The 18,273-nt window shown below is 42.2% G+C and carries 18 protein-coding genes; 6 read left to right on the forward strand and 12 right to left on the reverse strand.

The genetic code is table 11. The features are described 5' to 3' along the window. Positions 1–47: 47 nt before the first annotated feature. From OCV24_RS06490 to OCV24_RS06515, 6 genes are all read right to left on the reverse strand, one after another. Positions 48–194: a hypothetical protein gene (locus tag OCV24_RS06490; protein WP_017057472.1), complete on the reverse strand. Its 147-nt coding sequence runs from the start codon at positions 192–194 to the stop codon at positions 48–50. Positions 195–221: 27 nt separating this feature from the next. Further along, complete coding sequence (locus OCV24_RS06495; RefSeq protein ID WP_017057471.1) at positions 222–497, reverse strand: HU family DNA-binding protein; 276 nt, start codon at positions 495–497, stop codon at positions 222–224. Between the two features lie 338 nt (positions 498–835). Next, the gene (locus OCV24_RS06500) at positions 836–1,531 is read right to left on the reverse strand and encodes a VC0807 family protein (RefSeq protein WP_017057470.1); all 696 of its coding nucleotides are present in this window, start codon (positions 1,529–1,531) and stop codon (positions 836–838) included. A gap of 128 nt (positions 1,532–1,659) precedes the next feature. Continuing rightward, complete coding sequence (locus OCV24_RS06505; protein ID WP_150878482.1) at positions 1,660–2,364, reverse strand: glutathione S-transferase N-terminal domain-containing protein; 705 nt, start codon at positions 2,362–2,364, stop codon at positions 1,660–1,662. Between the two features lie 21 nt (positions 2,365–2,385). Next, positions 2,386–3,588, reverse strand: a complete 1,203-nt coding sequence (locus OCV24_RS06510) for a YbfB/YjiJ family MFS transporter (RefSeq protein ID WP_077680497.1) — start codon at positions 3,586–3,588, stop codon at positions 2,386–2,388. 283 nt (positions 3,589–3,871) lie between these two features. After that, positions 3,872–4,603 (reverse strand): type 1 glutamine amidotransferase, encoded by a 732-nt coding sequence (locus OCV24_RS06515; RefSeq protein WP_017057467.1) that lies wholly within the window; start codon positions 4,601–4,603, stop codon positions 3,872–3,874. A gap of 99 nt (positions 4,604–4,702) precedes the next feature. Between OCV24_RS06515 and OCV24_RS06520 the strand changes: the two genes are divergently transcribed. Beyond that, the gene (locus OCV24_RS06520) at positions 4,703–5,512 is read left to right on the forward strand and encodes a helix-turn-helix transcriptional regulator (protein ID WP_077680549.1); all 810 of its coding nucleotides are present in this window, start codon (positions 4,703–4,705) and stop codon (positions 5,510–5,512) included. A gap of 65 nt (positions 5,513–5,577) precedes the next feature. Here the strand turns inward: OCV24_RS06520 and OCV24_RS06525 are convergent, their stop codons facing one another. After that, positions 5,578–6,150 (reverse strand): YceI family protein, encoded by a 573-nt coding sequence (locus OCV24_RS06525; RefSeq protein WP_150878483.1) that lies wholly within the window; start codon positions 6,148–6,150, stop codon positions 5,578–5,580. A gap of 287 nt (positions 6,151–6,437) precedes the next feature. Between OCV24_RS06525 and OCV24_RS06530 the strand changes: the two genes are divergently transcribed. Further along, positions 6,438–7,154 (forward strand): DUF1826 domain-containing protein, encoded by a 717-nt coding sequence (locus OCV24_RS06530; RefSeq protein WP_150878600.1) that lies wholly within the window; start codon positions 6,438–6,440, stop codon positions 7,152–7,154. A 59-nt stretch (positions 7,155–7,213) separates the two neighbouring features. On the opposite strand, the gene OCV24_RS06535 is transcribed toward OCV24_RS06530, so the two are convergent. Both OCV24_RS06535 and OCV24_RS06540 read right to left on the reverse strand, forming a co-directional pair. Further along, complete coding sequence (locus tag OCV24_RS06535; RefSeq protein WP_150878485.1) at positions 7,214–7,573, reverse strand: VOC family protein; 360 nt, start codon at positions 7,571–7,573, stop codon at positions 7,214–7,216. 84 nt (positions 7,574–7,657) lie between these two features. Beyond that, entirely contained in the window at positions 7,658–8,359 is a 702-nt protein-coding gene (locus tag OCV24_RS06540; protein ID WP_150878487.1) for a helix-turn-helix transcriptional regulator, read from the reverse strand. 308 nt (positions 8,360–8,667) lie between these two features. Between OCV24_RS06540 and OCV24_RS06545 the strand changes: the two genes are divergently transcribed. After that, positions 8,668–9,537: a DMT family transporter gene (locus OCV24_RS06545; protein ID WP_077680493.1), complete on the forward strand. Its 870-nt coding sequence runs from the start codon at positions 8,668–8,670 to the stop codon at positions 9,535–9,537. A 350-nt stretch (positions 9,538–9,887) separates the two neighbouring features. After that, positions 9,888–11,774, forward strand: a complete 1,887-nt coding sequence (locus OCV24_RS06550) for a methyl-accepting chemotaxis protein (protein WP_046224068.1) — start codon at positions 9,888–9,890, stop codon at positions 11,772–11,774. 109 nt (positions 11,775–11,883) lie between these two features. Here OCV24_RS06550 and OCV24_RS06555 read toward each other — a convergent pair whose 3' ends face one another. Next, a complete protein-coding gene (locus OCV24_RS06555; protein WP_017057458.1) occupies positions 11,884–12,279 on the reverse strand; it encodes an ACT domain-containing protein in 396 nt (131 codons plus the stop codon). Between the two features lie 145 nt (positions 12,280–12,424). Next, a complete protein-coding gene (locus tag OCV24_RS06560) occupies positions 12,425–13,318 on the reverse strand; it encodes a LysR family transcriptional regulator (protein WP_017057457.1) in 894 nt (297 codons plus the stop codon). A gap of 163 nt (positions 13,319–13,481) precedes the next feature. Here OCV24_RS06560 and OCV24_RS06565 point away from each other — a divergent pair, with 163 nt between their 5' ends. Then, positions 13,482–14,366 carry a Vmh family MBL fold metallo-hydrolase gene (locus OCV24_RS06565; RefSeq protein ID WP_150878489.1) on the forward strand — a complete coding sequence of 295 codons (885 nt, stop codon included), beginning with the start codon at positions 13,482–13,484 and terminating at the stop codon, positions 14,364–14,366. Between the two features lie 416 nt (positions 14,367–14,782). Further along, positions 14,783–16,831 (forward strand): hybrid sensor histidine kinase/response regulator, encoded by a 2,049-nt coding sequence (locus OCV24_RS06570; RefSeq protein WP_150878491.1) that lies wholly within the window; start codon positions 14,783–14,785, stop codon positions 16,829–16,831. 143 nt (positions 16,832–16,974) lie between these two features. Here the strand turns inward: OCV24_RS06570 and cqsA are convergent, their stop codons facing one another. After that, complete coding sequence (gene cqsA, locus OCV24_RS06575; RefSeq protein WP_150878493.1) at positions 16,975–18,156, reverse strand: alpha-hydroxyketone-type quorum-sensing autoinducer synthase; 1,182 nt, start codon at positions 18,154–18,156, stop codon at positions 16,975–16,977. Positions 18,157–18,273: the final 117 nt, after the last annotated feature.

The following is an 18,273-nucleotide window of genomic DNA, read 5'->3' on the forward strand; positions in this document are numbered from 1 at the left end:
CGAATAATGCCACTGCAAGACTGCAGTGGCATTAAAAGTAGAATAAACTATAACGCTAACAGTTTGGCTAATTCACGCTCTTCAAGAAGCACTTCAATGCGTTGACGGACTTTAGGCGTTTCAGCGGGTGCTTTGGTTGACTTGCCTGCTTTCTTACTGCGACTGGTTTTCGCTTTTTCCTTTGGCGTAGTCATCGTAAATTTCCTTGTTTTTTTGCTTCGTTAAAGGTTACACGCCTCTTTTAGTGCTTTTCCTGCTTTAAAGGCTGGCGCTTTTGAGGCGGATATTTGAATTTCTTCTCCTGTGCGTGGGTTGCGGCCAGTACGGGCGGCACGGGTGTTAACTTTAAAGCTACCAAATCCTAGTATCGCTACGTCATCACCTTTAGCTAGTGTACCAGAGATACCTTCAACGAGAGCACTTAACGCTGAACCCGCTTGCTCTTTTGAGATATCAGCAGAAGTAGCGATGTGTTCAACTAATTGAGATTTGTTCATATTCTATATTCCTTATTGAGTACGGCAGGTGCTTATTCTTACACCGAGCTTGTTCTATCTTAGCAATAGGGACTGAAATGGTGTTAACGCTTGAGTAGGGTTTTGTAAAGTAATCAACAAGATTGATGATAAAACCCTTTTCAGTTCGATTAATTGCAACCCTTTAATTAGTAGTCGCTTAAAGTTTGGTTATCTAAGTTTATTCGAGAAATGTGACCTCAAACTTATCGTTTGGTTCATAAGTCCAATCGTAAGCCGCAGCCTAACGAGGCGACAGAGACTGAAAGCCCAGCGATAAGCTGGGCTTTGGGTCATACAGTGAGAAAATAGTGTCTAGACTATTTAGTAACAAAAATTTGTTCTGTTTCTAGCGACGTCATGGAGCGAACTTGGCGCCAGATGTAATAGAAAATACCAAGCATCATTAAAAGGCTTGGTATGGCAATCGCTGGGTAACTGTAAAGTGTCAACTTACCAAGCTCTTCATTAAAGGCTGGTGTTCCTGTTGGGCTTGTTACAATCCAAGTTGCTAGAAAATAGTTCATCGCAGAAGAGAATGCGAAAGTGCTGGCGAACAGGTAATTTGATGTCATCAGACAACGGTAAAACTGCGCTTGGTTGCCGAACTGCCTTAAGCGCTCTTCAATCAGAGGAGTGTTTAGTAACGCAGGCGTGAAGATGACTTTTTGGATAAATGGGTATCGAGTAAACGTCGATCCAAGAACCGCTAAACCTATTAGCCCTGGGATCAGGGCTTCTTTTAACGCTAACCAACGAGTGTCCAGCTCGAAGAAACCGATGCCGCCCGTTAATAGTACGCTAACAAAGCCAAGGGCCGCGATGAAGTTAAATTTTTTGTTACGTATGAGCTCCATACCACCATAAGCGATAGGGAAGGCTAGCGCGACAAGTAATGCTAAACCCGTTCCAAGGTGTTCATCTCCACTGAACTTCATTAGGATGAAAGAAGGGAGAAATACGTTAAAAAGAATCTCGAATAGAGGGCTCGATTGTTTGTTTTCTGTGTTACTCATAATTCTAAATACATTATGTTATGGATTTATTCTCTGGGATTGTTCTTTACCCAGTCCTAGATGTAAAGCACTAAGGCTTCATGCTATGTAACGACATGTGACACTAATGGAAATATATTAATGTCAGCCTAAGTATAACCCATTCTAACTGTGCTTTTCTCTACGTTAGTAATACCTGTTATTTTATGGCTACAGGCCACAAGTAATCGTTCATAGGTGGGCTTTTGAGCTAAAGCGTCGATATTGATTTGAGACAATATGCTCCCAAAGGGAGACTGTCGCATGAAATCGATTATGTTGCGGCTATCAACTTCACCAAACAATGTAGCATGACGGAATTTCACATAATCTAGAGCAACATGGAGGTACAGAGTAGAGAGGTTATTTGTAAGGTGAGCGTCTAGTCCGTGTTGTTCTATCATTTGGTCAAGTTGCTTTAATGAACCAAGAATGCCTTCTTTTCCTCTTTGTATAAGTGGATTATCGTTGTCTGAATAGCGAGTGATCGCTGCGGTTCGAAACGCTATCTCCATTAATGTCTTGGCTGTTCCCAACTGTTGCATTTCATTGGTATCACTTAACGTCACTTGGCGTAGTGTTTGAGGTTGATAGATTTCAATGAGGTACTGGCAAATACACAAACTTTCGGTGAGCGATGTGCCGTCTTCAAGTTCTAACGCAGGGATTAGACAAAACGGGTTGACTCTTTTTAGGTTCTCTGGCGAATTCCATGGGTCAACCCAAACAAATGATAGTGGTGAGCTGCGTGATAGCAGTGCCGTTGCTACTACGACGCGTGAAAAAGGCGACGTTTCGTTGAGGTAAAGTTGCATGATAGTCCCTTATTTAATGAGTTACTTGACCGATTGAAACCTTGATTTAGAAGTAGGGCGAGTTGATGTCGACAAAATACAAACCACAGACAACGCTAAAGCGCTCGCACTAATCGCAAACAGCAAATTGTATGACGCTGCGTGGTTCAAATAGTACGCCATTAACAGGCCAATCACTCCTTGTGATATAGCAAAAGATAGGGTCATCCCAGCCCATGCTTTTGTGTGCAGTTCATAACCCACGGTTTCCAATGTGTAAGTCGATATCAGTGTTACGGTTCCTGGAGTGAAAATACCAACCAATAATGAAGAAATAGCAAGGGTAACCGGGTGGGAGCTTAATAGCGGTAGTGCTACGCCTAGTGCTTTTAAACTAAATGCTATGCAGAGCGAGTTTTTAACGCCGAGCTTATCTCCTAGGATACCGGTAATCAGCGGGCCAATGGCTGCGCCTATCCCGAAGGTTGCCCAGAACAAGCCGCCACTAGTAAACGACATGTTTAGTTCTCGTACAATGTAATCGACCCAAAACAGGGTGTGAGGAAGGTACCCAACGGCGTCGAAGGTATACGCGATTAGAATAAGCAATACGCTCACTAATTTAGGTCTCGAAAGTTGCGAGAAAGACGCATCAATATAGTGCGCTTTTGAAGAGTTAAGCTGGGTTTTCCATGCATTCCAAGTGAGCATAGTCGTTACTAGTGCTATGACTCCCATTCCGATCCAAGCAGATATTAGGCTGAAATAAATCAGTATTGGGATTAATGTACCCGATAACATCGCGCCGATACCGATGCCCGAAAATATGACGCCGCTGACTCTAGTTTTTACATCGGAGCTGAATTTACGAACAATAACCGGTGGGGCGACAACCATTAACATAGCACCGGCTACACCAGCTAAAGTGCGCCAAGCATAAAACCATGATAAAGGTGCATCCTGCATTGCACAGCTAAGATAACTAAAACTGCTTACTAACATGGCTGCACGAATCAACTGACCTGCGCTAAAGTAACGCAATAATATGTTGGCAGCAGGAGCCCCTAATATGTATCCCAAAAGCGTTGCCACACCAAGATAAGACGCATCACTTTCGCTAAACCAGCCGCTTTGGATCAAAGCTGGCATTAAGGCTATGTATGCGAACCTACCGATTCCATTGCCTATCAGGGTCGCACCCATTCCGGCTAAACTGTCTTGATTCACAATGTTTTTATTCAGCATAGAAAAGAAGTTCTCTTTGGCAACGTTAGGTGTTTTAGCAACGGGTTAAGGTTTTTGGTATGCCTTTGATTTCCAGTTTAGGCTTTGTATTACGCTTAATACTGACATGATTTCCTATCAATATCATTACGCTGTTAGTCATACCAATCTGAATCTAAAGCGTCCATTAGCCAGGCATAATAGCTCATGTGTTTGAATGCTTAGGTTCAGATACGGCCCACCAGTAGGGGAGGTATTCAGCAACTGTTTTAATTAGGCATGCCAAGAGTCATGGTTCATTAGACTAAAGTTGAACGCTCGGTGGGTTTAGCTGATAGTAATCTGTTAGCTTATCTAGAAAGGTCATCAGTTTTTGGTTCATCTCATCATAGTCATGGTTTAATAGAACTTCTGCATCTTCTACAAAACGGTGCTCTTTGGAGTTGCTCAGGTCATCATTGTCGATGAGATCTGTAACTAGAGCTTTGGTTAACTCCATATGGCATTGAAAACCAAACACTAAATCACTGTAGGCGACGATCTGTCTTGGGCAGCCCTGACTGTAAGCGATAACTTTAGCGACAGGCGTGAGCCCTGGCATGTCGTTGTGCCAATGACCAACCTTGAGTTCCTTATCAAAGTGAGCGAATAAAGGATGAGTTAGTCCTTCTTGTGTCAACGTGATGGGAAACTTACCAATTTCACGTTCAGGACTTTGTTGATACGTGGCTCCTAACGACTCACCTATCAATTGAGAGCCTAAGCAAACCCCTAATACTGATTTTCGGGCATTAATTGCTTTTGATATCAGAGCTTGTTCTGCGTCAGCATCGAAATAATGACACTGCTTTAGGCTGGTTTGTGGGTTCTGTGGTCCTCCCATCACAATTAACAAGTCAATGTCCTCAATACTAGTTGGAAGGGAGTCACCGAGGTATACACGAGAATAACTAATCGCGTAACCATGTGTTTGGGCCCAAGTCTCGTATGCCCCCGGAGCCTCAAAATGTTCATGGATAATGAAGTGTATATGCATCTTTGTTTCTCTAGTTTAATGAAAGAAATATAATGCTATATCAAAAAAATCTGGCGCGTCTTATACTATATGGCATTAAATGTCGATAAGTCGCCAACAATGCAAGCCAATGAACTGATACAACAATTTCCGGCCAAACAATTCATAGCCAAAAAAACTCAGATGCCTTCCGGTTATATCGATGATCTCCATTTACATGCTTGGCATCAAATCGTTTTTCCAATGAAGGGGTTATTGCAATCCAATATTGGTGAAAAGTGCGCAGTAGTGCCTCATAATGCAATGTTGTACATACCGGCCAACACAATTCATAAATCTGTAGCGGTAACAGATACGCATTTTTTGGCAATCTATCTTAATCCGGATAAGTTTGTACAGTTTGGAATAGAGCCTAAATCATGCCTCGTAAGCTCATTCATAAAAGAGTTAATACTGTTGTTGTTCGACACAAAAAAACAATCACAACCAGAATCTAATATTACGCACCTTTTGATGGTGTTAAGGGATCAAGTTTCTGTAGCAGATAGCTACGAAATACCATTGTTGATCCCTACTGATAAAAGGCTTCTCTCTATTTTTACTCAGTTAACAGAACAACCTGACCTGTCATTTACACTAAAAGAGTGGGCTAAAAAGGTAGGGGCATCAGAGCGAACATTATCTAGACTGTGCTCAAAAGAGTTCTCGATGTCGTTCTCATTGTGGCGTCAGAATATTAGGCTAGTGTTATCGTTGAAATTGTTAAGCACAAACAAAACTATTCAGGATATTGCTATGGAATTGGGCTACGCCTCTGATTCCACTTATATCTATGCTTTTAAAAAAGTATTCAATAAAACTCCAAGCAAATACCGAAGTGAATGTTTAGAGTTCGGACTAACATCTGCAACACCAAAGCCCCCCTTCTGAGACCAACTGAATGAGATCGTTGGATGCTATTCGGTGGTGAATTAAAAGGGGGAGGTGCGATTCCATTATCTATCGAAGAGTAGATTGAAGTTTAGCGGAACCTTGTCAGAAATCGCTAGCCCGCCGACAGTTGCTGAAAGCTTGTTTAGGTTCTCAGTCGATATCCCAAAATCAGCGCCATTGACGATGATGGTTGATGTTGAATTGACCATAACAAAACCTTCAGACGGAACAACCATAACCGGGAAGTCGATGGTTTTGGTTACGCCGTGTAAGGTGACTTCAGTTTCGATGGTCGTATTTTTCGGGTTGCCAGATAGCATTGAAGGGTCAACCTTTCCTGAAATCTCCACTTCAGGGAAAGTCATCGATTCAAAGTAGAGCTCATTCAGTCGCTGGTCGCGAATCGAGACTCCGGTGTTGACGGTCTTCAAATCTAATAAAATGGAAAACTGACCATCTTTTGTAAGCCCGCCCGATAGAGGTTTTATGGATGCGGGCTCGACAACAAACTGCTTCTTAATGGTCGCGAATGTAACGTTCGATAACTTCGGATCTAACGTGTAGCCCGTTTCTGAAAAAGATGGCGCAGAAATGAGAATGCAAAAAAGACCGAGCGTAGGTATTCGTTTTTTCATAAGTTGTCACCATGTTGATTAATTTATAGATTTAACGTTATCGAGCTGTTCGCTTAAAGAACTTCTTTAACACATCTTTTGGAAAAGAAAGGTCGATAAAAGCTTAGTTTAGCATCCACCAAATTACCTGAGGAAAGTAGAGTATTGCCATATTATTGGAACCATGATCGGCTAAGTTACTTGTGTATTTTAGGTTATGTTATAACATAACTTAAACAACTCTTGCTGTAACTAACGATCGTATTGGTAAGAGGAAGACGATAAGCATGTATCAAGGAGATGACGTAATGAATGCCGTGTTAACGAAGCCTTTGGCGACCAATAATAATCAGCCACTTAACATTAGTTCCGCCGTGAGTATCAAGGACCAGGAGAGTCACAAGCCATGCTTTAGTGTTTCTGAGCAGCCAACGGTACTGGCAGATATCTATCAAAACGATATTAATATTACGATTTGGCAGCGTACACTTGATGCTGACTTAACAGGTGCCATCGGTGAGTTTATCGCGTCTAACCCAAAATTTAGTAAGTCTATTAGCCTTTCACCCAACAACGCTTATGAGAAATTGGAATTCGCGACCGACGGAACGGCTTCTAAAGCGCTGTTAGAAAACATGTCGGAGTTGGTGGATATGTTCTGTTGTTTGTTCGATCTTGAAGAAGTAGGGCTGCGTCTAGCGGTTCTGAATAAAGCGATGTGCCCCCGTTTCCATGTTGACCAAGTACCTTGCCGCTTAGTGACTACCTATCATGGTGTCGCGACTCAATGGTTGCCAAATTACGTGGTCGATCGTTCGAAGCTTGGTCGTGGTAGCTGCGGACAGCCAGATTCGGCTTCAGGCCTATACGCTCATGAACCTGATATTCAGCAAATGGCGAATGGTGATGTGGCGTTATTGAAAGGAGAGAGTTGGAGTGGCAATGAAAATGGGGGCCTTGTGCATCGTTCTCCCGTTACTTCATCTGACGAGACTCGATTATTGCTGACGTTAGATTTCGGCTAGTAAGCTTTTTTGATGAGATGAGATGAGCAAGCGGCTAAGTGCAGCTTGCTCCTATTAATTTAAGTGAAGACGCGGATACGGTGTCCGTCTGGGTCAACCGCAAGGAAGTTGATGCCGTAAACGGACTCTTCTGGCACTTGCTCAAACTGGATCCCTTTTTCTGCCCATGTTTCATAGAGGTTTCCCAATGTCTCTTTGTCAGCGAGAGGCATAGAGATCTCAGTGCCGCCGCCCTTAACGGTACTTGCTGGTGTTAGAAAGTCAGTCTGTTTGAGTGTGATTTTAACGTTGTCTGCAAAGTCTAGGGCAGCAAAGGTCGGTGATAGAAGCTTTGGCTCGCAATCAAATGCTTTGGCGTAAAAGTCCATGCTGCGATGAATGTCTGCGACATAAAGAACGAATGAATCAATGGTAAACATAATAGCTCCTAGGCTGGTCAATTCGATTTGCATCGAGTTCGATTGGGTTGAGAGAAATATAGCGTGTACCAGTGACAGTTTTTGTCAGTAGCGAATCACTTTATCTGCAATGCCTTCTATTTTCTGCCAATCTTTGATCAAGTCATGACGCGGACGCTGATATTTTTCTTCAAGCATTTTCCATTCAGCCATTCTATCTAGCCTGAAATTACGATACGCATTTCGCGCTTCACACCAAGCGACCAAAACATAGTGCTGTTCGAATAAACCAATCAACATTGGCCAAACGATTCTTAAACTCACATTAGCTTTTGCGTCTATGTAATGAATCTCAGCTTTGTTCTGCTGCTTAATTGCTAACTTGATATCTGAAAGTTCGATGGCTAACTCTGCAACCTCAATGATTGAAGCAACACGCACAATGTCATCACTGCGTTTGGCCTGGTGGTCAGCAGGTAGCACGGCAGAAATCTTGGCGATGGCATTTCTAGCCGAGTTACTGAATTCCCCATTGGCTTGCTTGGCTACCCATTCAGCGCCAAGCCGCAGCGCTTCCAACTCTTCCATTGAGAACATCATAGGTGGGAGAGTGAAGGTGGGTTTCAATTGATAACCAACTCCGGCTTCACCATCAACTTCAGCGCCCTGCGCTTGTAGTGTCACGATATCGCGATAAATGGTGCGAGTACTCACGTTGAGCTCTTTAGCGAGGTGATCGGCAGATACTGGGTATTTATGACAACGCAATAATTGGAGCAGGTCGAAGAGACGTTGACTTCGGGACATAGGAAAACTCTGAGTACTTAACAGCTTATGAGATTAATGCATTGGTAAGGTGAACGCTACGTTGCTTCATGAATTAGCGTGTTAGGAATAGGGCTTGATTTTATCATTAGTTGCTAATTTATAAGTACTTATTTGCTTGGTTGTGATTTTTAAAATACCTATTGACTTAAAGTTTGCTTGAAGTTTTACACTCTCTAACGTTCAAAACATAACTCAATAGGTCAACAGAATGTCATGTAAAACATTGAATTTTCATTATATTAAACCTTGTACTTTCAATGAGATTTAATCTTCTAGGCAATATAAACATGCTAAAAAACTACTTAACGTTAATCGCAATAGGACTTATTTGGGGCTCACAGTTTGTTTTTCAGGAAATTTCTCTTGAGGGTTTTTCTCCTGTTTGGGTAGGGACGCTTCGAGCAATACTGGGGGCGCTGACCCTTATTGTTATATGCAAAATAATGGGAATTAAAAGTGCGAGTAAGCAATGGGGCCTTTTTGCTCTGATTGGGTTGCTAGAAGCCGCTATTCCTTTTGTTCTGGTTCCTTGGGCTCAACAAAACCTAACGAGTTCAATCGCGGCTATATTGATGGGCACACTGCCTTTTTACGCTTTACTACTTTCACCTGTGTTTATTAAAGGTGAGACGATAAGTAAAGGGAACACCGTTAGTGTCATAGTTGGGTTTAGTGGGTTATTGATCTTGTTTTCCCCAGAGCTGTCATCGAATACTGGCGCTATTAATTTAGTGAGTTCTGCTGCAATTATCGTTGCAGCCGTATGTTTCGCTATTGCGCTTCTCTTGCTTAATCGTGTACGAGATGTGCATCCACTGGTTGTTGCTCGAAATGTACTTTGTATGGCGAGTATTCAACTACTGTTCATCGCATTTTTAACAGCCCCAATCACAACTGTTAAGCCGTCAGCATCATCAATGTTTTCATTGATTTACCTAGGAGTTCTGTGTGCAGGTGTTGTTTATTATCTTTATATGATGAGTATAAAAAACGCTGGCGCGGTATTCACTTCGATGACTAACTACCTTGTACCTGCAGTGGGTGTTTTGATTGGTGTACTACTTGCGGATGAGTCTGTTCAAACAACAACGTGGTTAGCGTTGGTGGTCATTTTGTCCGCATTGTTTATCAATCAAACTTTAGCTAAAAGTCGATAGCTGTTGTTAAGTGATACCTCAACTCATATCGTTAATGTGAATCATTCTTCAGGGAGGGGGATGTTAATCAGAGGCCTCGTTACTTTAAAGCCTTTTTTGTTGAGTAGATTATTATCAATGAAGCAAAAGGCTTGGCATTTAATCATCTGAACATTGTCATCTATTTTTAGCGTGTGTCGTTCTGGTTTGTGAGTTGATCTAGATCTAATTTCTAGCTCACAGATCTTGGTAATACAGCTGGTTGGTTAGTTTTTTTAATTTATTTTAAAGCGTAAAATATATTCAGCTTGCAACCGTCTTGGCAACGAATTTGTTCGCCTCGGTTTTTACTTACAAATTATAGGTTTCCTATGTTAAAGAAACTCTCGCTTAAAAATAAATTGGCTATCTCTGCCAGCATGGCCATTATCCTGGGGGGGATTTTGGTCGAAGCTCTTTCTTTCCGGGCTTCATTGCAACGATTAGATACTGAGGTTGAGCAACGTTTAGAAGGGACATCGGCTTCTTATAACCAGTACGTATCGGATTGGATTTTATCTAAAGAGCGTGCGTTGACGTCTCTGTCGAAAGAGTCCAAACAAGAAAGTTTGGTTACTCACCTTAAACAAGTTCGTGACTCAGCCTCCTTTGATAATGTCTTCTTAGCGTTTCCTGATGGTTCGCAAAAGAACGCGAACGGAGTTGTACTTCCTGCAGGTAATGATGACCCTCGCCAATGGGGTTGGTACACCAATGCGGTAGCGAATCCAAGCAAAGTGTTTATGGATAACCCAACGGTTGCAGCTGCCACTGGTGCAAACGTTGTATCGTTAGGTAAAGCGATGCAATTGCATGGCGATCAGGTTGTCCTAGGAGCAGATGTTGAAATTACCGATATTTTAAATAGTTTAGAGAAAGTGATCCTTCCTGGGGAAGGCTACATGTTTATCGCGACTGATAAGGGCACGGTTTACACACACGCTGATACTAAGCTATTGAATAAGAATATCAGTTCACTTGGATTGGATTTTTCTGATGTCCAGAAAGCGCTAGCTAGCGGAAAAAACACAACAATAGAGTTGAACGGAAGCGATTATGTTCTTTACGCGCGTTCTATTGACGGGACGAGCCTGATTACCGTCAGCGTTGTTAATCATGACTCTTTGGTTGCACCGTTATTTGATGCTGTTATTGGCCAAATTTTAGTGACGTTATTTGTAGTGATTGTATGTACGGTGCTGTTTAACCTGTTATGTACCATTCTATTCCGTCCACTTAATCATGTTTCTAACGCTTTGGCACAAATTGCGAATGGTAGTGGTGACTTAACTCAACGTATTCATGTAGAGAACCAAGATGAAGTCGGCGAGTTAGCACAGAATTTCAATACGTTTGTTGGTAGCTTACAGCAGTTAATTGGGCATATTCGTGGTCAATCAGAACAACTGAATAGCCAATCAGAACAAAGCGCACAGCGAGCTAACCTTTCGGTGAGCGAGCTTAATCATCAGCAACAAGAAATCACTATGGTGGCGACGGCTGTAACCGAAATGGCCAGCGCAACACGAGAAATTGCATCGCATGCAGAGCAAACCGCAAAAGCGGCACAAGATTCAGCAACAAGCACCAATAATGGCCACGCGTTAGTGGTTGATACTAAAGGTTCAATCAATAATTTAGCAAATGAAGTTAACGAAGCGGGTAATGTGATTAGTGCGCTAAACAAGCACGCTCAAGAGATTTCAACCGTATTAGCGACAATCCAAGGCATTGCAGAGCAAACGAATTTACTTGCTTTGAACGCTGCGATTGAAGCGGCTCGTGCTGGTGAGCAGGGGCGTGGTTTCGCGGTGGTTGCCGATGAAGTACGTGTTCTATCACAGCGCACACACTCTTCAACAGAAGAAATCAAATCAACGATTGATATTCTACAGCGTACAACGGGTCAAGCTGTTGAGCTTATGGAGAGCAGCTCTAAGCTGGCATTACATTCTGTGGAAGATGCCGACAGAGCTTCTCATGCGTTAGAAGAAATCAACACTGCCGTCGCTTTAATTAGTGACATGGCGACGCAAATCGCGACTGCAGCTGAAGAGCAAACTCATGTGACGGGTGAAATCACTCAAAACATTACGTCTATTAAAGATGTGACCGATCAGTTGGTCGTAGGCTCACAAGATAGCTTAACTGAGTCGAATGAACTTAAGAATCAAGCCGCTAGCTTAAGTGACAAAGTAGCGACATTTAAACTTGCTTAACTGGCTAGCTAGCTGATGCCTGATCAATTAGAGAGCGGTGAGCAATAACCCAAAGCGACGTAGATTACGTCGCTTTTTTTGTACTTAGCCCCTAACGGTTTCGTTATTTTTAATCTGAGAATTCTTGTAGCGCTTTCATCGCGGTTTCAGCTTTATCTTTTTGCACAAAAATATGGTCGTGATAGTAGCCTGCAATAACGTTGGCGCTAATGCCATATGATCCAAGCTTAGTAGCAAAAGCGGCGGTTAATCCGACAGCTTCGAGGCTAGAGTGTACGGATAGTGTGATGAGGCTAAATACACCATCGAAATCTAGCTGGAATTTGGTGGCTACGGATTCTTCGAGAACTAAAGTTAAGCCCTCTTTTTCTCGAAAAGTCGCTATCGGGTTAAGTTGAAAGTAATCCGATTGCACCCCTTTTACAGTGCAAAATACGTAGTTCCCTTCAATCAATTCTGGTGACATGGATTTCAACAGAACCTCTAAATCAGTAATGGCAGTCATATTTTATTGTCCTATTTGAGTCAACATTATTTCGATTATCATCTTTGCTTAGTTTGAATGGTGTGAACTACGATAGGAATTAATGTGTCATAAGTAAAATGAATAATACTTATTCCATATCAGTATTATTAATGAAGGCAGTTACCTACCAGCTTGTCGACTGTTCCATCTCGTTAGATAGGTGGTCGATAAAGGCTCTTAGCAGTGGTGTGACTTGTTTACGCGTCCCATAAACCGCGTGTACACCGAGCGTTTTAGGTTTCCATTCAGAGAGCAGCGGAACCAACAAACCATTTTTTATCAAGTGTTCTACAGAAGGAAAGGGCAGCAAGCAGATACCGTTACCTTTTCGTGTCGCAGAAAGCAGAACCTCAGATGTATTCGCACTAATATTCCCTTTAATCGGCACCGATTCGAGTCCATTGGGGCCATTAAACGTCCATGCGGTCTTACCAAAGTAACTGAATGACAAACAGTTGTGGTGCGCTAAATCTTGCGCACTTTTTGGGGTGCCGTTCTCTTTTAGATATTGAGGCGACGCGCAAATCACCGAGCGACATTCACCTAGATGTTTAGCAACAATATTAGGGGTAAGTTCGTTAGTGATACGAATCGCCAAATCGATACGCGATTCAACAAGATTGACTGTTTTATCGGTAGAGACAATATCAATTGTTACCTCTGGCCAATTCGCTATGAAGCGGCTGATTACGTCCATCAAGAAGCTATCGACAATGGAATAACTTGCGGTAAGACGCAGTTGGCCTTTTAAGTGCTGGCGGTTTTGATTTCTGATACCTGCTAACGATGCCTCAAGGGCAAGTAACTCCCTTGCGACTTCAAGCGTCTCTTTTCCTGCGCTGGTTAGGCTCAAGCTGCGAGTGGTTCTGTGAAGCAAGCGTGTGTCCATCCAACCTTCTAGCTCTCCTAGATAGCGTGTCACTTTGGTTCGAGATAGTTCAAGATGCTCTGCGGCCGCGCTTAAGCTGCCACGCTCCACTATTGTGACGAAGACATTCATGGCCTCAAGTTTATCCATTGTTTTTACCATCTAAAGAAAGCGAGTTAATCATAGTATATGTCCGAAAATCGCAACAGTGAAAGTTAATTTGATATCTATTTAATCTAAATTTAATCAAATAAGATGTGTTACATATTCAACGAGCCTATATAGTTTCAGCTCTTAATTACGGAATAAAGCAATGAACAAGTCATCAAACGTTTTTTCAACAACTGCACTATTTTTAGCAACAGCGGCAGTATCGAGTTTTGCTTCTGCTGCTGATTTAAACATCACTCACTATAACCCTGGTGAAAATGCGATATTCCCAGCAAGCTCAGTACTTGTCTCTGGTGAAAAGGAAGTGGTTCTGTTCGATGCTCAATTTAGTGTCGCAGATGGACAGAAGTTGGTGGAACAGATCGAAGCAACGGGTAAAGAATTGTCGATGATTTACATCAGCAGTGGTGACCCAGACTTTTACTTTGGTTTAGAGCCTTTGATGGATGCATTCCCAGGTGTTGATGTTGTTGCCAGTGAGGCGGTAGTTGCGCATATCAAACGAACTAAAGATGCGAAACTAGAATATTGGGGGCCAATCTTAGGTGAAAACTCCCCCTCTAAAGTGATTGTTCCGACAGTATTAAACGACACAACGATTAGTATTGAAGGCGAAACCATCGAAGTGAAAGAAATAAACACGCATCAAGCTTACCTATGGGTGCCGTCGGAGAAAACGGTGTTTGGTGGGGTTTCGGTATATAGCGGAGTGCATGTATGGATGGCAGACACGCAGTCGAAAGAGATTCGTCATCAATGGGCACAATCTTTAGAACGAATGAAGGTACTTGAACCAGAGGTTGTAATTCCAGGTCATTACCTTGGTAAGATGCCATCTGGCGTTAACGGTGTTCAATTTACGATTGATTACGTGGCTGACATTGAAAAGGCACTGGAAAGTAAAAACAACCCAACATCCGGTGATATCAGTCGTTATATGAAGAAGGCCTACCCGCAGTTTTCGACAACTGAAGGTGATCTTGAGCTTGGTGCTAAGGTTCTTAGCGGCGAAATGCAGTGGCATTAAAATAAATTTTATTGATACAGTAAGTAACATAAGTGCTCCTATTTAGGGGCATTTTTTGTTTCCTGAGCGTGCGGTTTTGTATTTGATCAAAGTGAAGCGACGACGGTTGAGTTTATAGATGATAGTGCCAATCATGAAATAGTTGTTGCATAAGAGTTGGCATGACGCGTAGCGTGTATGTGTTTGGGCTATATATGTGTCAATTGACGATATTAAGTTCTTTGTCAGTGAGTGTTCCTAACGGGTAAATCATGTATATTTGCGAGCCAAATATGCTTAATCGAGTACAAAGTTTTATTACTTATATGATTGAAACCTCACTGATCATGAATGATGTATAATATACTCAATAAGAACCATATAAAAACAACCATACAACTAGTCAATGTCAGGGCCCAGAGTGCAAAGAATTTCGTATGAACGCTATTCGTAAAGTTTATCAGTATGCAGAACCAAACCTTTCCCTCGTTGGTTGGATGGGTTTTGTCGGCTTCCCAATCTATTATATTGTTTGGGAGTTTCTGTTCCCCCAACCTTATGAAAACTTAACGTTGCGCTTGTTATGCTCTGTATTGTTCTTCGGGATCATTTATCGTAATCACATCCCGTGTGAGTGGAGAAAATATCTTCCGGTCTATTATCAAGTGGCAATTACACTCTGTCTACCGTGCTTCTTTTTCTTCATGTTGTTAATGAATAATTGGTCCAATGTTTGGGTTATGTCGTTCATGTCCGCCATATTCCTTCATATTTTACTCGTGCATGTAACGAGGGTTATGTTCGCGCAGACCTTTGCTGGAATCAGCATTGCTACAATAGGTGCATGGGCGGCGCAGGGCTTTTATCTTGAACTCACAATGAACTGGACGCACGTGCCTATCTTTTTGTTCATTTACTTGTTTGGTAATTTATTCTATTTCCGTAATCAGCTAGAGCATGAAGCGAAGGTGTCTTTGGCTAAGTCGTTTGGTGCAGGTATTGCGCACGAGATGCGAAATCCTCTTAGTGGCCTATTGACCTCAATTGATGTCATGCAGTCTATATTGCCGAATCCAAAAGCTGGTAATCACAAGGGGCAATATGTTCTGAGCGATGAAGAAGTGAGACAGCTACGAGAAGTGAGTGATGAGGCGATGAATATCATTCATTCAGGCAACGAAACCATTGATCTGTTGTTGACCTCAATTGATGAAAACCGTGTATCCCGTTCTACCTTTAAAAAGCATTCGGCGAAAACGGTGGTCGGTGATGCGATAGATAGTTTTAATTATAAACGTGCGTCAGATAGACAAGCAATATCTCTGGACATACAGGGGGAGTTCAGTTTCTTAGGCAGTGATACTTTATTGAAGTATGTGATGTACAATTTGTTAAAAAATGCGTTCCATCACCGTAGCCCAGAAGAGTTCCATATTCATGTTTCTATAAAAAGTGATGATATCGCTAATCAAATAGTGGTTTCCGATAACGGTTCTGGTATTTCAAGTGATGTTATTCGACGCATATTCCAAGACTTCTATACGACGGGTAAATCGGGAAGCTATGGCTTGGGCTTGCCATTTTGCCAAAAGGTCATGAAGTCATTTGGTGGCGAAATAAAATGCCAGTCTGAAATAAATGAGTGGACACAGTTTACAATGACTTTCCCGCAGCTTACTTCGAACGCAGTAAAAGAGATTAAGAGTGAGCTGACAAAATTAAAGAATGTGTTGATGGTGAGCGAACAAAACATACTCACTGCTAAAGTTAGGGAATTAGCTCGCACTATGGGGTTTGAATTAACGGTTCTAGACGTTGCCTCAACACTCAACAGAAAAGAGTATCAATTTGAGTTCGATTTGATTTTTGTTGATATAGAGAGCTTAGATTTAAAAGCGAATTGCCTGGAGAGAATGGAATCTTTACTGTCATTCACGGAATCTCGAATTGTCTATTTGTATGAGTATTCCCCGCTAAAACGTGTCCACAATGTATCTTTTGAACCTATTTGGGTTGAAACTCAAGTGTGGCTTTTGAATACCCAAACGACAGTTGATCGCCTACTGTTTGAGTCTAGTTATGCGATATCTTCCACGTCTGTAAAACCGTTAAACACGACTAACAAGCGTACAATTATGGTCGTCGATGACAATGAATCCTTACGTCGTTTTACCGCTATGCTGTTGGAAAAACAAGGCTTTGATGTTATTCAGAAAGAAAATGGTCAGCAGGCACTGGATGCTTTGGATACTGATCATATCGATTTAATTCTGATGGACATCGAGATGCCAATTATGGATGGTGTTGAAGCCTCTCGTCGTATCCGAAGTGCAAACAAAGCGTTCTCCTCTGTGCCTATCATTGCGCATACGGGGGATAGCTCTCCTGTCACTCTGGAGAAGATGGATCTTTCAGGCATGTCTGATTTTATTGTTAAGCCGGCGGACAAGAACCGATTATTTGATAAAATTGCACATTGGATTTAGTTTATCGTTACAAGGGTGTTTGCTGTTTTTCATACATAACAAGCGACAAGAAAGAGCTCAGTTAAATGCTGGGCTCTTTTATATTGCGACATGGTAGAGTGCGTTTCGTTCAATCGTCTTTATTGATTACATGAACGGTATTATTAAATGAACTCTAACTCAGGGTGATGAAATGCTTCATCGCATACCCTGAGAACGTGGTCTATATCTTGCGAAGTCATGTCAGCATTCACTGAGAATCGGATGATGTTCTTGTTTTTTCCAGTTGCAGGGCGACAAAATACAGCACCAAACACATTCCGCTCTTCGAGAAAGTCACGCACATGCTCCGTGTTTCTTTCGCTACCGCATTCTAAGGCCACGATTTGTGACTCGCTACGAATGTTAAAGCCTATTTGTTTTAGGCCTGTTGTGAGCGTTTTGACTCGTTTGAATAAGGTGTCTCGCTTATCATCAGAGTTTTTGATTACCTCTAACGTTTTTTCTAAGCGAATGACTTCTTGTGGCAGCACGGTAGAGCTGAAAATCGCGGGGTAAGCGACAAATGGAAGGGTCTCTGACAGCCGTTTAGGACCAAGAATGGCACCGGCACGATAAGCGAATGTCTTGGCTAAACTCACGGTAATAAAATCCACTTTGTTGGTCAGCCCTAAAGATTGAACCAAACCCGCCCCATTTTTACCATGAGTACCTAACGAGTGCGACTCATCAACGACCAAAGCACAGTCAAACTCTTGCGCCATTTCGTAGATGTCGCGTAGTGGGGCAATAGTGCCAATGGTGCTATAAACAGAGTCGACCACAATCACGCCTGATCCATTACGTTGGATCTGTTTACGCAGGTGATTCATGTTGTTGTGCATAAACGGGTAAGCATGAGCTCCAGCAGCACGAATTCCTTCCCATAGGGACATGTGTGCAAAGAAATCGATATACACCGGAGTATTAGGTGGGCAGATAGTTTGCAACAGCCCAATATTCGCAGCCCAACCAGATTGGGACAGCAAACAGGTTTCCATCCCGACATAGGCTGCGAGTTCGGTTTCAAACGCTGGCTTAGATTGTTCATCTTGCAAAAATATGGCAGACATCACTACATTATCATCGTGCTTTGAGATCGCATCCCTATGTGCTTTTTGGATGTTCACGTTATGCGATAGTGATAGGTAGTCATTACTCTGCATAACCACGGCGTTCGACTTGGGGCGTTTCCCTAATACCAAGTGCCTTTGGTTTTTGTTTGGGGTAATGAGGTCTTGAACATAAAAGTTCAAGCGTTCTTCGATAAAGGAAGGTAATGGTTTATTTTCAAATTTATTACTCATAATAAGTTCTCTTCGAATACAGGAAAACGCCAGCGCTGACGGATATATACTTAGAAAAAATAAATGAGCTGTCATTGGCCGAGTTGCATAATTTAGCGCCCCCTTGCAAACTCAGCA

Origin of the sequence: Vibrio kanaloae (genome assembly GCF_024347535.1) — a bacterium.
Lineage (GTDB): Bacteria > Pseudomonadota > Gammaproteobacteria > Enterobacterales > Vibrionaceae > Vibrio > Vibrio kanaloae.